This window comes from Acinetobacter sp. ANC_7504 (genome assembly GCF_056779995.1).
This window is the reverse complement of record NZ_JBWYIZ010000001.1, coordinates 117,098-134,345: the sequence shown is the minus strand read 5'-3', so window position 1 is coordinate 134,345 and position 17,248 is coordinate 117,098. Positions and strand designations below refer to the sequence as shown.

Annotated in this window: 16 protein-coding genes and 1 tRNA gene; 7 read left to right on the top strand and 10 right to left on the bottom strand. The window is 40.1% G+C overall.

Features of this window, described 5'->3' with window-relative positions:
• Positions 1 to 94 precede the first annotated feature (94 nt).
• Positions 95 to 550 carry a GNAT family N-acetyltransferase gene (locus AC1M9F_RS00650; protein WP_481596792.1) on the top strand — a complete coding sequence of 152 codons (456 nt, stop codon included), beginning with the start codon at positions 95 to 97 and terminating at the stop codon, positions 548 to 550.
• Between the two features lie 12 nt (positions 551 to 562).
• On the opposite strand, the gene epmA is transcribed toward AC1M9F_RS00650, so the two are convergent.
• From epmA to AC1M9F_RS00615, 7 genes are all read right to left on the bottom strand, one after another.
• A complete protein-coding gene (gene epmA / locus AC1M9F_RS00645; protein WP_481596791.1) occupies positions 563 to 1,543 on the bottom strand; it encodes an EF-P lysine aminoacylase EpmA in 981 nt (326 codons plus the stop codon).
• Complete coding sequence (locus AC1M9F_RS00640) at positions 1,540 to 2,607, bottom strand: 4-phosphoerythronate dehydrogenase (RefSeq protein ID WP_481596790.1); 1,068 nt, start codon at positions 2,605 to 2,607, stop codon at positions 1,540 to 1,542. The genes epmA and AC1M9F_RS00640 overlap by 4 nt, the downstream gene beginning before the upstream one ends.
• A 110-nt stretch (positions 2,608 to 2,717) precedes the next feature.
• The gene (locus tag AC1M9F_RS00635) at positions 2,718 to 3,884 is read right to left on the bottom strand and encodes a type III PLP-dependent enzyme (protein WP_481596789.1); all 1,167 of its coding nucleotides are present in this window, start codon (positions 3,882 to 3,884) and stop codon (positions 2,718 to 2,720) included.
• Between the two features lie 119 nt (positions 3,885 to 4,003).
• Positions 4,004 to 4,237 carry a phosphopantetheine-binding protein gene (locus AC1M9F_RS00630; protein WP_228133240.1) on the bottom strand — a complete coding sequence of 78 codons (234 nt, stop codon included), beginning with the start codon at positions 4,235 to 4,237 and terminating at the stop codon, positions 4,004 to 4,006.
• A gap of 2 nt (positions 4,238 to 4,239) precedes the next feature.
• Positions 4,240 to 4,884, bottom strand: coding sequence for an isochorismatase family protein (locus AC1M9F_RS00625; protein ID WP_481593150.1), 645 nt, complete (start codon positions 4,882 to 4,884; stop codon positions 4,240 to 4,242).
• A gap of 15 nt (positions 4,885 to 4,899) precedes the next feature.
• Positions 4,900 to 6,564: a (2,3-dihydroxybenzoyl)adenylate synthase gene (locus tag AC1M9F_RS00620; protein WP_481596788.1), complete on the bottom strand. Its 1,665-nt coding sequence runs from the start codon at positions 6,562 to 6,564 to the stop codon at positions 4,900 to 4,902.
• Positions 6,561 to 7,796 carry an isochorismate synthase gene (locus AC1M9F_RS00615; RefSeq protein ID WP_481596787.1) on the bottom strand — a complete coding sequence of 412 codons (1,236 nt, stop codon included), beginning with the start codon at positions 7,794 to 7,796 and terminating at the stop codon, positions 6,561 to 6,563. The genes AC1M9F_RS00620 and AC1M9F_RS00615 overlap by 4 nt, the downstream gene beginning before the upstream one ends.
• Before the next feature lie 160 nt (positions 7,797 to 7,956).
• Between AC1M9F_RS00615 and AC1M9F_RS00610 the strand changes: the two genes are divergently transcribed.
• Complete coding sequence (locus AC1M9F_RS00610; RefSeq protein ID WP_481596786.1) at positions 7,957 to 8,727, top strand: SDR family oxidoreductase; 771 nt, start codon at positions 7,957 to 7,959, stop codon at positions 8,725 to 8,727.
• A gap of 36 nt (positions 8,728 to 8,763) precedes the next feature.
• Here the strand turns inward: AC1M9F_RS00610 and AC1M9F_RS00605 are convergent, their stop codons facing one another.
• Entirely contained in the window at positions 8,764 to 10,086 is a 1,323-nt protein-coding gene (locus AC1M9F_RS00605; protein WP_481588513.1) for a condensation domain-containing protein, read from the bottom strand.
• Positions 10,087 to 10,318: 232 nt separating this feature from the next.
• Here AC1M9F_RS00605 and AC1M9F_RS00600 point away from each other — a divergent pair, with 232 nt between their 5' ends.
• The 5 genes from AC1M9F_RS00600 to AC1M9F_RS00580 are packed head-to-tail and all read left to right on the top strand — an operon-like array spanning position 10,319 to position 14,958.
• On the top strand, positions 10,319 to 11,128 hold the full coding sequence (locus AC1M9F_RS00600; protein WP_481596785.1) for a siderophore-interacting protein: 810 nt from the start codon (positions 10,319 to 10,321) through the stop codon (positions 11,126 to 11,128).
• Positions 11,129 to 11,165: 37 nt separating this feature from the next.
• Positions 11,166 to 12,116: an ABC transporter substrate-binding protein gene (locus AC1M9F_RS00595; RefSeq protein ID WP_481596784.1), complete on the top strand. Its 951-nt coding sequence runs from the start codon at positions 11,166 to 11,168 to the stop codon at positions 12,114 to 12,116.
• Between the two features lies 1 nt (position 12,117).
• Positions 12,118 to 13,155, top strand: coding sequence for a FecCD family ABC transporter permease (locus AC1M9F_RS00590; protein ID WP_481596783.1), 1,038 nt, complete (start codon positions 12,118 to 12,120; stop codon positions 13,153 to 13,155).
• 1 nt (position 13,156) lies between these two features.
• Positions 13,157 to 14,173, top strand: coding sequence for a FecCD family ABC transporter permease (locus tag AC1M9F_RS00585; RefSeq protein ID WP_481596782.1), 1,017 nt, complete (start codon positions 13,157 to 13,159; stop codon positions 14,171 to 14,173).
• On the top strand, positions 14,170 to 14,958 hold the full coding sequence (locus AC1M9F_RS00580) for an ABC transporter ATP-binding protein (protein WP_481596781.1): 789 nt from the start codon (positions 14,170 to 14,172) through the stop codon (positions 14,956 to 14,958). The genes AC1M9F_RS00585 and AC1M9F_RS00580 overlap by 4 nt, the downstream gene beginning before the upstream one ends.
• A gap of 69 nt (positions 14,959 to 15,027) precedes the next feature.
• Here the strand turns inward: AC1M9F_RS00580 and AC1M9F_RS00575 are convergent.
• Positions 15,028 to 15,117: transfer RNA gene (locus AC1M9F_RS00575), tRNA-Ser, on the bottom strand.
• A gap of 97 nt (positions 15,118 to 15,214) precedes the next feature.
• Complete coding sequence (locus tag AC1M9F_RS00570) at positions 15,215 to 17,248, bottom strand: FAD-dependent oxidoreductase (RefSeq protein ID WP_481596780.1); 2,034 nt, start codon at positions 17,246 to 17,248, stop codon at positions 15,215 to 15,217.

Below are 17,248 nucleotides of genomic sequence, written 5' to 3'. Positions count from 1 at the left end.
ATATTAAATTTATCTAAACAAAATACATGAAAGATTAAATTATTTAAACATACTTCAATTCATACTTATAAACCATGTTTCAAGAGCCACGACAATGCTGATTAAACCTGTAAATTTAAACCATGATGTTGCAGCGATCGCTGAATTGACTACCCAACTTGGCTATCCAACTCGAACAGAAGTTATGAAAGAACGTTTAATGAGGTTGCAAGCTCAGGAGCGTTATACAACCCTAGTATTTATCGATCATGGACAAGTTGTCGCATATATTGGTTTTGTTGAAGAAATATCATGGGAATGTACTGATCCGTATTTTCGCATTCTAGTACTCATTGTAGATCAGGCGCATCGCGATAAAGGGATTGGTCAAAAACTGTTGGCTCACGTTGAACATATAGCCAGTCAACAAGGTATTCAAAAAATTGTGGTCAGTAGTGGTAATCGTGCTGAACGATTACCTACACATCAGTTTTATTTAAATCACGGTTTTAAAGCGTATAGCACGACATTTGTCAAAATATTAGCTCCTCAAGATCGTCCTTTATTCTGAGGATAAAAAAACTTATGAGCGATCAGCAGGAAATGTAATCACTTGCTCTAATTTCATTTTCTCTGTTGCCACCATCAGTAAACGATCGATTCCTAATGCGATACCTGAGCATTCTGGCATTTTAGGCAATGCGGCTAAGAGATTTTCATCTATTGGCATAACATCTAAGCCTAATTTTTCGCGTTCAGCATTATCAGCTTCAAAACGGGAACGCAATACATCTGCATCAATCAACTCATCATAAGCATTTGCTAACTCTAAGCCCTCAATGTAAAGCTCAAAACGTGCTGCAACCAATTCCCCATCTTCATCAACTCGAGTTTTTGCAAGAGATGCAAGTTCTGGTGGAAAATCTGTTAAAAATACAGGCGTATCAAAACCTAAGCTCGGTTCCACCATATGCGAAAATAACAAGTCGATATAACCTAGACGATCATCACCCAGATCTAGATTTAACCCAACACGATTACAACAATCCTTTAATTCCTTTAATGTGGATTTAAGTGGGTTGAGATCTAAGCGATCTATAAATGCATGTTTATAACTTAAAATCGTAGGTCGCACTTCGCCAAAACGATGTGCCAAAGTGACATTGAGTAAATCTGTAACTTCAAACATTAAGTCTTTGAGACTAAAATAAGGTCTATACCACTCAAGCATGGTAAATTCACTGTTATGTTTACGGCCATGTTCATCATCACGAAAAACTTTACAGATTTGATAAATTGGCCCTACTCCTGCTGCCAACAGGCGTTTCATGGCAAATTCTGGTGAAGTTTGAAGATAGTGCTTTTTCAAATGACCATGCACATGACGACTTGCCTCAACTGACGCCAAGTGGACATCGGTTACTCCAGCATGAGACAAAATTGGAGTTTCCACTTCCAAAACATCACGTTCTAAAAAAAATTGGCGAATCTGTTGATACATCCTCGCTCTGGCTTTCATGGCAGCAAAATCGCAAGTTGGTAGATAGCTCAGAGAGTCAGTCATGCCTGAGGCCCTCCATGAGCAGCCCATTCACGACGTAATGGATATGTTTTGCGTAATTGATCAAATGAGGCTTGATCTACTTTCCCATCTTTGAGGCATGCTCTTAAGTTCTGATCATCTCTAAAGATATCGTAGATATGGTTTAATTGAGTTTTCAGCGTGTGCTTGAGATCACTATTGTTAAAATATTGTTCACATGTAGGCAATTGGGTTTCGAACTGTTTTGAAGGTTGATGGCCGAAATGCTGACAGAAAGCATCATAAATCATCTGGGTACCACGCGCTTTACCCTCAAGACTATACCCCGCAATATGAGGTGTCACCAATTGCACAAGATCCAGTAACTCTTCCGTAATGACTGGTTCATGCTCAAAGACATCTAGTACAACTTTACGACCTGTTGCTCGAATATCTGCAATCAAAGCCTGTTCTTCAATGACTGGACCACGGGCAGAATTAATTAAAATTGTAGATGGTTTAAGCTTTTTTAAGGTCTCAGCATTAAACATATGTCGGGTTGCATGCATCCCTGAAGTGGTTAATGGCACATGGATAGAAATTGCATCTGCTTTCGAGAAAACTTCATCTAAAGTGACTTGCTGAATATTTTTTCTTTGTACAAAAGGATCAACCCCGATGACGTTCCATCCCAATAGTTTCGCCATATGTGCGAGTCGAGAACCGACATTACCCAGTCCAATAATGGCTAAAGTGAAATCTTGTTCTGCATCTAGCAAATGAGGATTTAGAGCTAATAACGCCGTAATAACATATTCAGAAACAGCTTGGGCATTACATCCTGCAGCATTTGACCATTGAATATTTTGCTGTTCAATTGCTGGAATATCCAAGTGATCTGTGCCGATCGTTGCACTACCCACAAAGGTCAATGCAGTATTTTGAATGAGCGCAGAATTCACTTTCGTCACAGAACGTACTAATAAGGCTTCAGCATCGACCACATCGTCATGCTTTAAGGTACGACCAGCTTTATTATCAATATCGCCAAATTCTGAAAAGAAATAATCTGTGAATGCGAGATTTTCATCTGCAACGATTTTCATGAGCCTACCCATCAAGATTTTAGCATTATGATAACGCTTCTGGGAGGGTTAGGCTATGTGGCTCACAGCTTGAGCGACTGACTACCAACCACATAGCACCATTCCTTAAATCAATCTAAATAGAACGTTTTTAAAGGTGGATAACCATTAAATTCGACCGAAGCATAAGAGGTTGTATAAGCTCCAGTACTTAACCAATAAAGTCGATCTCCAATGCTCAAGTTTTTAGGTAACTGATAAGGCACTTTTTCATACATGATATCTGTTGAATCACAGGTCGGTCCTGCAAGCACAACACTTGAATGTTCATGTGCTGAATGCATTTTAGGTGTATATATAGGATATTTGATCATTTCACCTAAAGTTTCAATTAGTCCATTAAAGACGCCCACATCCGTGTAGACCCATCGTTTATCATCATGTGCTGATTTATTGGCGATAAGAACAATCTCTGAAACAATCACACCAGCATTACCCACCAACGATCTGCCTGGCTCCAAAAATAATATCACCTGATCATCAAAGTGTTCATCAAGATAGCGTTGAATCTCGTGCGCATAACTCTGAATACTGTCAACATCAGCTAAGTAATGTGCTGGGAAACCACCACCCAAATTGATTAATTGTAAACTGATACCGTATTGGTCTTTCAAAGTATTAAATATTTGCTTCACTACCGTTAAAGCTGAACGCCATACAGTGACATCACGTTGCTGACTACCGACATGGAATGACACGCCAAAGGGTATTAAACCCAATTGTCTAGCTTTCACCATTAAATCAACCGCCATATCTGGATGGCATCCAAATTTACGTGAAAGTGGCCAATCTGCTGTACCTCCCGACTCTACCATTGCCCTGACAAAGACTTTAGAGTTCGGTGCGAATTCGGCAATTTGTGCGAGATCTGCTTCCGCATCGGTAACAAATAAACGGATTCCTTTTCGGTAAGCGTATTCAACGTCTGAAGCTTTTTTAATAGTATTACCGTATGAAATACGATCTGGATGAATTCCACATTCAAGCGCTTTGTCTAACTCATAAATTGATGCAATATCAAAATATGAGCCAAGTTGATCAAGTTTATGAATAATTTCACGACCTGGATTTGCTTTCACTGCATAATAAATATGGGCCTTTGGAAAGCTATTTTGCAACTCAATAAATTGAGTTTGCACTTGATCTAAATCAACAACTAAAAAAGGGCTTTGCTTTGTTTCGGCAAAATTTTGGATTTTTTTCCATTGTTGATCAGAATAGTATTTTTCTAATTGCATGTAAGATCCACTCACGTTAGCGAATAATTTAACGAAAATGGCCTTTGGCTATAAGTACTTTGGCTAGGGCCGTTGATTGTGCATGTGTTGATTTTCAAGGTATGCACATTAGTCTTACATTAATCTCTATTCAATTTAAGACGATCACTCCATTCATTCAACGTTGGCTCCTCCACCAGATCTTGAAATTCAATTTGAAAGCCTTTTTCACGTAGCAATCCAACCAGCGTCATAAGACTGACTGAATCAAGTCCTAACATAAATAAATTATCTTCCTGCTGAATTTCATCTACAGGTAAATTCAATTGATGTGCGACCATATTTTTTAACTCAAGCATGCTTAATTCATTCATGATCATTGCCCCTGACCTAAGGCGTTAATCACAGTCTGAGTATCCATGACTTTTGCACAGCGCCCAGTCGCATACTTTAGTGCAAGATCATGTTCTTCTCGGCTAAAATCCGCCAAGGCATCACCCACCATAAACGCTTGAATATCCAGCATAAATGCTTCGGCAGCTGTTAATAAGCAACCAATATGGGCATATACTCCACAAATCACTAATTGATCGCGATTGGCTTGTTTGATTTGCTGCTCAAAATCACTTTTTTTAAATGCGCTATAGCGCCATTTTGTCAGCACGGTGTCTTCATTTTTTGGTTGAAGTGGATCAATAATTTTGGTCAATGCTGGATCAGCTGACAAACCTTTACCCCAAAAATCCGTTAATAGTTGACGATGTTCTTGCGTCTGATCTCCAGGTTGTGCGGTGTAATAGACTGGAATTCCTAGTGCATGTGCCTGATCAATAAGGGCTTTACAATTTCGGATTAATGTGGGAATGGGCGCTTGGGTCTGATCGTAAAAATCTAAAAAATATTGCTGAACATCATGTACCAATAAAACCGACCGTGACGCATCTAAAGTCCAATCAACTTTGTTAACTGGAAAATCTTGAGCAGATGGCATGGGATAACTTGCAATACGTGGGATTGCCATATTTTATTTCCTTAGTTAAATCGTGTCTTCGGTGAGGCGTTTTCTGAGTTGTTTCTTGTCGATTTTGCCCAATGCCGTATAAGGCATTTCTTCAATAAATTCGATGCGATCTGGGATCTTATAGGTCGCCAGACCGTATGCTTGAACGAATTGTCTAATTTGCAGTTTCAGCCTTGTTTCTGATGCATCTTGATCGTTAGGTCGCCATTGAATAAATGCACAACTTTTTTCTCCTAACTTTGGATCTGGTTGTGCAACCAAGGCAGATAAGATGATTTGTTGGTGTTGATTTAAAACCTGTTCGACTTCTTCCGTCGCGATTTTTTCACCGCCACGATTAATTTGTTCCTTACTTCGTCCTTCAACAATAATATTGCCTTCTGGCGTTAATCGTACTAAATCACCAGTGCGATAAAATCCATCTAAGGTAAAAGCACTTCGATTATGTTCTGAAGCCCGATAATAACCTCTAATGGTATAAGGGCCGCGAGTTAAAAGATGCCCCACCTCACCCAATGGCAGCTCGTGATCCTCCTCATCGACGATTTTTATTTCATCATCTGGACTTATACGGGAACCTTGGGTACCTATAATGACTTCTTTCGGATCATCGTAACGCGTGTAATTCACCAAGCCTTCTGCCATACCAAATACCTGTTGTAATCGGCAGTGGTATTGATCAATCAACTTTTCAGCTAAAGCATCTGGCAACCTTGCCCCACCGACCTGTAAAGCCGTTAATTTCTTAAAAATATTTGTTGCGCCGTTTTGAACTGCTTCAGCCCATGTTGCTGCTAATGCAGGGACAAGAGCAACATGCGTAATATGGTGCGCTTCAATGAGTGGAAATGCAGTTTGGGGAGAAGGATCTTTCGCTAAAACAAGTGTTCCACCTGCATAAAATAGACCCAATGAACCAGCCGAACTCATACTGAAATTATGTGCTACTGGAAGCACCATAAGCATACGGCTTGCTGTATCAAGCTCACAAATATCTGTACTGGCACGAACACTATACAAATAGTCATCATGTGTTCGTGGTATAAGTTTCGGTGTGCCAGTACTGCCCCCTGAAAGTTGAAAAAAAGCCACATGGCGAGCCGTTATTTTGGGCTTTGAAACCATATGATTTTTAAACGATGCAAGATTCGGCCAAGGATCAAAATCGCCTGCATCACCAACGACAATCACTTGCTGTAAAGTCGGACATCTGCGCTGGCACTCTTGCGCTAAGGATCTGTAATCAAAACCTAGATGCTTATCTGCACAGATATACAATTTGGCATCTGTTTGCTGAATAAAATGACTTACTTCGGCATGACGATGTGCTGGTAAACTCATCACTGGTCGCATCCCTATTCGCAAAGCTGCAAAATAAGCAATAAAAAACTCTGCTATATTTGGCATTTGAATCACAACAGCATCTGCCAGCCCATAGCCTTGTTTAGTCAAGAAGACTGCAAATTGTTCAATATTTTGATACAGCTCTTGATAAGAATACTGGCGATCACCACAAATCAATGCCACCTGATTGGCAAATTTCTGGGCTGATTCTTGAAAAAACTCTGAAATGGTTTGACCTTTCCAATAACCCTTTTGAATGTACCGCTCTACGAATTCTTCTGGATATGGAACGATGCCATCCCAGAGTAAAGACTCGTCATTTACATTCGCATTCATTTTATTCCCCCATGATTTAAGTGCTGAGAATCTAAACCCAATGCATTTAACATCGTTTTAAATTTCACGATGGTTTCTGACAGTTCACTGGTCGGCTGTGAAGCTTCAACAATTCCTGCACCCGCATAAAGACGCGCATAATGGTCAAAGATACGCCCACAACGTACATTCACTGCCCAAGCACCATTCCCTGGGGCATCACACCACCCCATGGTTCCAGCAAAAAGGTTACGGTTAAAAGGCTCTAGTTCCGAAATCAACTGGCGAGCCATAGGGGCTGGTTGTCCACAGACTGCTGGCGTTGGATGTAAAATTGAGACCACATCAAAGATATGTTGCTCTGGATCTTTCAACGTTCCCTGAATTTTGGTCGCCAAGTGCCAAACCGCCTCTGTTTTAATCAGTGAAGGTGATTTTGGGATATTAAGCGTTTTGCACAAGGGAGAGAGTTGATCTGCAATGGCTTCGATGACGACGGCGTGTTCATGCTGATCTTTTTGCGAAGCAAGCAATTTTTCAGCTTGTTGTTGATCCAGTGTTGGATCTGAATGACGTGCTAATGTTCCTGCAACTGGGTGGCTAAACAAATATTCATTTTGCTTCGCAACGAGAAGCTCTGGACTTGCCCCCATAAACCAACCAGATTGTTTGGGGTTTTGGGCCAATGCAAATGTGTAGCCATCAGGATTAGAGGCCAACAACTGGTAAAATAAATCAATAATATTAATTTTGTGTTGGGTTTTAAGATCAATTGCCCGAGCCAATACTGCTTTTTCTAGCGGTGATGACTTCATCAATTCAACCAATTTAACGACTCCAGCAATGTATTCCTCTTGTGTTGGGATGAGAGTCGCTTGTACTTGATCATCAAGAGAAGACTGAGCCGATTGATCAATGCGCTCATTTACAAATGTGTTTTTTGCTTCCGCAATCGATATTTCTGGTAAATCTCGATGATCAAAAGGCAAGCTCCCGACCAAAATAAGATCTTTATTCGCTGTTAATTCGATTTTTTTTTGTAGTGCAGATTTTGCTTGTTCGAGCCACTGTGCTTGCTGCTGATTAAAATTTAAATGAGAAGCTCGATCAAATTCGATATGTTCAACTAACTTTTTACTTGAAATGGTCCCCGTTGGCGTTGCGAACACGAAGCCAGGTTGATCTTCCTCAATTAACTCTTCCTTTTTTATGCCTATCATATTTTGAAAAACTGACGGTTCTATTGGCAACATATTTGTTCTCACGATTATCTGTTCACACTGCGTGCATCAAACTTTCAACATTCACAAAAGGACAACCTCTAGGAGTTGAACGCAACCAATATAATAATTATTATTCCCAATTGAAAATGATTATCGTTTCAATTTGTTAATAAAATTAAAGGATACTTAAATGGGTTTATATATCGTGACGGGTGCAGCCAGAGGAATTGGTGCTGAAATTTGTCGTCAACTATTGCAGAAGGATCATCAAGTCATCGCAATTGATCGGATTGATGACATCAATCAATGGGAACTTTTTAAATTAATTCCTGAAGCATCACTCAACCATCTAGACCACATCAGCTGTGACATTCGTAAGACCAATGAGATTATTCAGCACATTGAAAATTCTATACTTTTTAAAGGCACGATCACGGGGTTAGTGAATGCTGTGGGGGTCTTAGAAATGGGATCTTTATTAAATACATCTGTTGAGCAATGGCATGAGAATTTGTCGATAAATTTCATTGGCCCTGCCGAACTTAGTCGTTGGGTCGCTCACCAAATGATTCCGCAAAGAGAAGGTGCTATTGTGAGCATCAGTTCAAATGCAGCCCTCATTCCAAGAATGAATATGGGTTTGTATGCAACGACCAAAGCTACAGTGAGTCACTATTTTAAAAATCTCGCGTTGGAACTCGCGCCTCACAATATTCGCTGTAACTTAGTTTTACCTGGCTCAACCCTTACACAAATGCAAAAACAACTATGGACTGAGGATCGCCCTCCTGCAGGCATTGTCAACGGAAATCTAGAACAATTCCGAAATGGTATTCCATTGCAAAAGATTGCTGAGGCTGAAGATATTGCCAATGCCGTGATGTTTTTACTTTCAGATCAAGCACGTCAAATCACAATGCACGAATTGGTGGTTGATGGTGGAGCAACTTTAGGCGTGTAACAGCCCTATTGCCCATTCAAAGGATAAGCTGCCAGACTATTCTGGCAGTGGTTTATGAATTTGAAGTTGTTCAAAAACAAGTTCTGGTTGAGCTAACCAAGTTTTCATCATCTCCATAAAATCATACCAATAAGCTTTGAGACTCGGCACATCATAAAGTTCTTTATGTCCGTCAACAGCGAGATACAAACGCTCAATACCATTAACAAACTTATTGGTAATCGCGGTATCAAAGTCTTCAATTGGGCCAGCGGATATGGTTGTTTTTGTTAACTTACATCCTTCGAAATGTTCAGGTAAAGGATAAGGAATCCAATTCACAATAGGTCCAAATAAGATATTTTCATAGGGATCAAAATCTTCTAATACAAATCGCATTTGCTCAAAATAGCTTTGCTGATGCGGTCGAATTTCGGCAAACCTTTTCGTTAATAATAAAATGATTTCTTTTAAGTTTTCCTGTCCAGTAATGCCCAACCTTAATGGCAGGATATTCATGACTAAGCACGGAATACGCATAGATGAAGTACCCAACCGAGACATAAAAGGTACCCCAAAGCATTGTTGAGGATCTTTAGACTGTTTCATTAAATAACTCATCATTACCGCCATAACGATAAGAGCACTGGGCAATTTTAATTCAGTTGCTAATGCATTTAATTGTAGCTGTGTAGGCCAATCAATTACCTCTTCATAACGTGGCCCTTGTGAAAATGGTTCTTTTAATTTTCGTTTAAGTCGTTTCTTAGGGGCTTTTTCATACGAAAAATTAGCCTTCCAAAAGTCTAAATCTTTTTTAGCTTTTTCAGAGTGAAGGTAGTGCTGTTCTTCTACAATAAACTTTTCATAATGATCGAACCCTTTAATTTTTAATTCAGTACCATTTTTGAGAGATTGATAATAATCAATAAATCGGCTAATCATCAGTCCGTAAGCGTAGCCATCTAATGCAACGTGATGCGCTTTAAAAAATAATCCATACTTTTGCTCACCTAAGTGTGCAAATACATAATCATATAAATGACCCGATTCTAAATTAAATGCTGGTTCTACTTCTTTTTCAGCCCACGCTAAAATTTCCTCTTCATCAAGCTGAGATAAATCAACGAAGCTAGGTTTCCGTATCGTCACATCATCTACTCGATAGACGTGTTCGCCCTGAACTAAAGCTCGCCAATGAAGCGATTTAGCTTCCTTTAATGTGAGATAAACTGCTTTTTGAAAAAGCTCTCGATCTAATGGTCCCTCAATAACCAACCACTCCGCCGTATGAAAAGGATAACTGCCATGATAATGATGTCCTTTCCACATACTGTGTTGTGCACGAGTTAATAGATCATGGGATTCATTGATTTGCATAAGACAACCGCATACATTTAATTTTCATTATAAAATCAAAGCTTTACAAAATATCCTAACCTTCATATTTTGTGATTACACTTTGGCACAAAAAGATTATTAAATATAATGATTATCATTTGCAAATTTAATTTGTTTGATTTAGATTAATAACCATTCAAATCTGTCGACTGACGCATGTATTACTGTATCGACGATCTTCACTCCATTGATAAGTACAGAAGATTAAATAATGACGACACAATCTCCTCCTCTAGCTCGACATATTTCTGTCCATTCAACAGAACAAATTTCCACTCATTTACAGCGTATTAGGTTTAAAAGTGAAGATTTCACAGGTTATGCAAAATGTGATGGTGGTGCGCACATCAAATTGTTTTTTCCTAACCCTGATCAACAAGCACCTGACCTCCCGTTTCGAAATTCTTTAGGCAAAATTACGTGGCCAAATGGAAAGAAACCAATTACGCGGACATATACTGTTCGAGATTTCGATGAAGAACAGCAACTTTTAGTCATCGATTTTGTAAGACATGAAGATTTTGGTATAGCGGCTGATTGGGCAAAGCATGCGAGTCCAGGTGATCTGTTAGGTCTAGCCGGTCCAGGAGGACCAGCACGTTTTAAAATCGATGCAGAATATTGGATTTTTGTTGGAGATCTTTCAGCAATCCCGATGATCGCTGCCTCGCTTGGACAATTACCAAAAGACGCTCATGGTGAAGTTTGGATCGAAATCGAAGATGATTCAGACCAAATACATCTGAATAAACCTGAACACATTAAGCTTCATTGGTGCAAAGGCCCTCATGAATTGAATAATAACATCCGTCATTCTTTGCAAAACTTAGACTGGAAAAATAAAGATATTTCAGTATCACTGGCGGGTGAAAATTCAACGGTGGTTGAACTTCGTAAAATACTGAGACAAAACTTTCAGCTACCCAAAAGCAATTTATATGCTGTGCCTTATTGGAAGCAAGGTCACAACGAAGAGGCTTATCATGAGGAACGCCATCAAGTGATGGATGCCGTTGAATAAGTGAATAGAATTATTTTAATGAAATATGTAGAAAGATATGAAATATAAAATTGCAATTATATTGAGTGCTATCACTCTCTTCACAGCATGTTCTCAGTCGAATGAACCTTCTTCACGAGACAGTAAAGCGACGGTTGAATCTCAAATAAATACGACACGACAAATTGAAGATGCTTTAGGTCGTCTAGTTACGATTCCTGTTCAGCCACAACGTGTTGTGGTTTTAAGTGAACTTGATTTGGATAGTGCTATTGCGCTTGGAATAAAACCTATAGGCAGTAGTTATGTTCGAGGTCAAAGTAATTTTCCAGATTACCTCAAAAATGAAACACAACAGATCGCCTCCGTCGGTAACTTTGGACAACCGAGCATGGAACAAATTCTCACGTTACAACCTGACTTAATTATTGCTGGAAGCATGATTGATACACAAATGATTAATCAATTGCAGCAGATTGCACCCACTGCAGTCAGTTTTGCACGCGGAGAGCCATGGAAAGACAGTTTCAAAAAGGTAGCTCATTTATTAAACAAAGAACAACAAGCCCAAAAAGCTCTAGAAGCGTACGATCAATATGCGCAAGAAGCTCAACAGAAATTACATGCTCAACAAGGTCAATCAGTCAGTGTCATTCGTTGGACAGCCAATGGACCTGTGTATATGTTAAATGATTCATTTGCGAGCCAAATTTTAAAAGATATTGGCTTAACACGACCTCAACATCAGCAACAACCAGGTGCAAGCCATACGCCTCCAATCAGTCGAGAGCGTTTTGATCAAATTGATGCAGACTGGCTCATCATTGGCAGTCATCTAAACTCGGAAAAGCAACTGGCAGAACTAGAAAAATTACCAGAATTCCAACGTCTTAATGCTGCAAAAAACAAGCATTATTTCGTGGTTGATGCATCTATGTGGACTGGCATAGGTGGACCACATGCTGCTCGACATGCCATTGATGATGTAATGAAGCATCTCCATAATTAACATGCTGACGAATGCTACAACTGTACTTGACCGATTCCCGCTGATGGGAATCGTGCTTAGCTTGATTATTTTATGTTGCGCTGTTTTGTCGATCGCGTACGGCGCTGGTCAGCCCTACTTTACAGACAGTTTGCAACTTATTCTTCAGGCACTAAGTCAATGGTCGTTAGAACCAATCACTCCCCTATTGGAAATAAGAATTCCACGTACTATTGCGGCGGTGAGTGTCGGATTAGCATTAGCGATCTCAGGCGTCATCCTTCAAAACTTGCTTAAAAACCCTTTGGCTGATAGTGGATTAATCGGAATTAATAGTGGCGCATCTCTTGCCATTGTTTTGGCCATTGTTCTTCAAATGGATACCATAGGACTATTTTTTTGGGCGCTGATTGGTGCATTAGTGAGTGCCTTATTGGTCTTTGCCATCACCCCTCGTCAAATGGCAGATCAAAGCTCACTTACACGTTTAGTTTTGGCTGGACTGGCAATCACCAGTACATTCCAAGGTTTTATGGCTGCCATTCTTCTGAGTTTCCAAAATGGTTTAGATGACTATCGTTTTTGGGTTTTAGGTTCGCTCAATCGCGTTGATATTCAATATCTCGGTCTTGCACTAATTTTAATGGCGATCGGACTCATCATCGCTATATTGGTGATACGCCCCCTGGGTCTTAGCTTAGTTGGTGATCAACTGGCGAATAGCTTAGGCTTAAATACGAAACTACTTGATGCATTGTGCATTTTAGCTGTGGTTTTATTAACTGGAAGTGCCGTTGCATTAACAGGACCAATTGCCTTTTTAGGCTTGATTGCACCTTACTTTGCACGAGCTATTGGTGCTCAGAGTATTCAGAAACAACTCATCTATAGCGGACTATTTGGCATGTTGTTGTTGCTGATCGCGGATATCATCGCACGTGCAGTCGTGCAACCTTTCGAAGCCCCTGTCAGTATTCTTTTAGCCTTATTAGGTGCACCTATTTTGATATGGATGGTACGTCAAAATAACTTACAAAATATCATTCAAGCGGAGAAATAATATGTATTCTCTGTTGAATCGTTTAAAACAAAAATCAGTGATAAAGGCTTGGATAATCATTGCGATTCTACTGATATCACTTAGTTTATTTAGCCTGATGTACGGTGAAATCACATTAAATTTGAATACGCTATGGAATGTATTGACAGGCAATGCGTCAGCTCCACATCAACTTCTCGTTGAAAAGATTAGATTACCACGACTTTTGGCAGCCTTATTGATTGGCGCTGCACTCGCCTTATCTGGTCTCATTCTTCAAATTATCACCAAAAACCCTCTTGCGAGCCCAGATGTTTTTGGTATCAGTGACAGTGCAGTGCTTGCTTTGGCATTCACCATTCTCCACTCAAGTTCTAGTATGTTAGGTCAATGGTGGCAAGCATTAGTGGGTGCGATCTTCTGTGTTTTTTTTATTTTAATTGCTTCAGGCGGCGTAGGAACACAGGGGTATCGTATTTTGGTCATCGGGGTCGGAATTGCAACACTCATGAAAGCCAGTTTTGACCTTATCCTTGCGACACTGCCAGTAATGCACACCAGTAATATTTTAATTTTTAGTAGTGGTAGTTTGATTGGTCGAAGCTACAGCATCTTGCTACCAACTTCGATTTTTATCATGCTGCTTGTCAGTATTATTGTGCTGTGGCGGCGACTATTTAGTGCAATGGTTCTCCCTGATTCTGTCATTGATAGTCTAGGAGAACCCTTACCTAAAATTAGACTGATGCTCATTATTATTGCTGCGTTTCTCGCTGGGACCGCTGTCAGTATTGCGGGCCCCATTGGATTCGTGGCTATTGCCGCACCAATCATCGCATTTAAATCATTTCCTCATCATTTATTTCCGATTTTCCAAACCATGTGTATTGGTGCATTAATGGTTTTAAGTGCTGATTTACTTGGAAAAAATTTGCTTGCCCCTGTCGAAATTCCCGCAGGCATTATTAGTGGCATGGTTGGTGGTCCACTGTTGTTGTGGTTGTTATATCGTCATTCTAGAAGTATGAGTCGTACATGAGTTTAATCATCAATCAATTAAGTGCTGGATATAATCATCATCAAGTTTTGAAGGGTATCAATGCTGAATTTCAGCAGGGTCAAGTCATCGTCCTCATTGGTCCAAATGGCTGTGGAAAATCGACCTTGTTAAAATGTATTGCTCAAATTCATCCATATGATCAAGGCGAAGTCATTTGGGAAAAAAATCAACTGAATATACTCAGTAAAAAGTTGCTCGCTAAACAACTTGCATTACTTCCACAGCATGTAACTGCACCCAACGGCATGACAGTTGAGCAGTTAGTACGCTTCGGTCGTTTTCCACATCAAGGTTGGTTTAAACGACTGAACATCGAAGACCAAAAAGCGATTGATGACGCCTTGTCTGCGACCCATTTAAGCGAATTAAAAAATCAAAATTTAAGCAATCTATCAGGAGGTCAACGTCAACGTGCATGGATCGCAATGGTCCTCGCACAACAGACCCCTTTAATTCTTTTAGATGAACCGATCAGTATGCTCGATATCGGTCATCAATCCGATATTTTAAATTTAGTCCGCTCTCTAGCCTCACAAGGTAAAACCATAGTGATGGTTCTACATGAATTAGCCACTGCTGCACGCTGTGCCGATTTTCTAGTTGCCATGAAAGATGGTCAAATCATTGCACAAGGAAAATCAGAAGATGTTTTAACAAAGCAATTAGTTCATCAACTCTATAACTTAGATGCTGAAGTCAGACTGGTTGAAGATGATCAACACAAAAAAAGGTTACTGGTCATCCCAAATAAGTTTGGTGATTAAACACTCGAATAAAAAGCTTGAATATATAGAATAAAAAAAGCCCTGACAAATGTCAGGGCTTTTTGAATTTGGCGGAAGCGGTGAGATTCGAACTCACGGAGGACTCACACCCTCGTCGGTTTTCAAGACCGGTGCATTAAACCGCTCTGCCACGCTTCCATGTGCGCCATAATACGAAGCTTTTCATATCATGACAAGTAAAAATTACAATCAAACCATTCAAGTGAATATAGTTTCACCAAATGATTCAAATTTATTAAATTTTGGCTGCAATTTCAGCACCTTCACGAATCGCACGCTTAGCATCAAGCTCAGCAGCAAGCTTTGCACCACCAATAATGTGATATTTCGCTAAAGTTGTTTCAGTCTCTGATGGCATAATCTCTTTAACAGATTCTTGCCCTGCACAAACAACGACAGTATCGACTCGTAATAATTGATCATGTCCACCAACTTCGATCCACAGACCTTCATCACTCACTGATTTGTATTGAACGCCACGCAACATTTTCACATGATGTTTTTTTAATTGGGCGCGGTGAACCCAACCAGAGGTTTTACCTAATCCTATACCCAAAGGCGTTGTCTTACGTTGCAATAAATATATTTCGCGAACTGGACGATCCACTTCAGCAGGTTGTAAACCACCTTCAGAAACATACTGAACATCAGGATCAACTCCCCACTCACGTTTCCATTCTGCCAAAGGTTGTGGCTGTGGCTGATGTTCAGGTTTTAATAAAAACTCTGACACATCAAATCCGATACCACCAGCACCAATTACTGCTACCTTTTGACCCACAGGCGCACCTCTTAATACTTCTGCATAAGATAAAACTTGTGGTGCATCACTTCCTTCAATCTTCAATGCACGTGGTACAACGCCTGTCGCAACAATCACTTCATCAAAGCCTTCACGCTCAAGCTGTTCACGATTAACTTTAGTATTTAAACGAAGTTCAACCCCAGTGCGCTCAATTTGGACTTTAAAATAGCGAATGGTTTCATGAAATTCTTCTTTCCCAGGAACAACTTTCGCTAAGTTGAATTGTCCCCCTACATCATTAGTGGCTTCAAATAAAGTAACCTGATGACCACGACTGGCAGCAACGGTCGCTGCCGACATTCCAGCTACACCACCACCCACAACAGCTACTTTTTTTGGCTTCTTGGTTTTTAAATAAACCAGTTCAGTTTCATAGGCTGCACGTGGATTCACTAAACATGTGGCACGTTTATTTTTGAAAGTATGATCCAAACAAGCCTGATTACACGCAATACACGTATTGATTTCATCAACACGATTAGTTGCCGTTTTATTCACCCAGAAAGCATCTGCCAATAATGGTCGAGCCATTTGAATCATGTCGGCTTTACCTTCAGCCAAAATAGCTTCGGCAGTTTCAGGCATATTGATTCGGTTGGATGCAATCACAGGCACAGACACATGTTTTTTTACCTCTGCGGTATAATCTACAAATGCCGCACGAGGAACAGAGGTTACAATTGTTGGCACACGAGCTTCATGCCAACCAATACCTGTATTCAATAATGTGATACCCGCTTCTTCTAGCGCTTTGGCAACCGTGATCACTTCATTCATTGTATTACCGTCATGAACTAAATCGAGCATAGATAAACGGAAACAAATGATAAATTTTTCGCCAACTTTCGCGCGAATTGCCTTAACAATTTCAACTGCAAAGCGCATACGGTTTTCTATTTCCCCGCCCCATTGGTCTGTACGCTGATTGACATGACGACTCATAAATTGGTTCAGCAAATAGCCTTCTGATCCCATGATTTCGACACCATCATAGCCAGCTTTTTTCGCGATACTTGCTGTAGCCGCATAATCTTGAATCGTATCCAGAATTTGTTTTTCTGACATCTGACGTGGTTTAAATGGTGAGATCGGCGATTTTATTGGGCTTGCAGAAACCACAAATGGTTGATAACCATAACGCCCTGAATGCAAAATTTGCATTAAAATTTTGGCACCATGTTTATGAACTGCATGTGTCACTAATCGGTGTGGGGCAACATCACCTAAGGTATTCATTGTGCCACCAGCTGGAAGCAGCCAGCCCTGACGGTTAGGGGAAATACCACCTGTAATGATGAGACCTACACCTCCTTTAGCACGCTCACCAAAATATGCTGCTAATTTAGGATAGTTATAAAAACGATCTTCTAGACCGGTATGCATCGATCCCATCACGACACGATTTTTTAGGGTAGTGAAACCAAGATCAAGAGGTTTTAATATATTTGCATAGCGAGTTGTCAT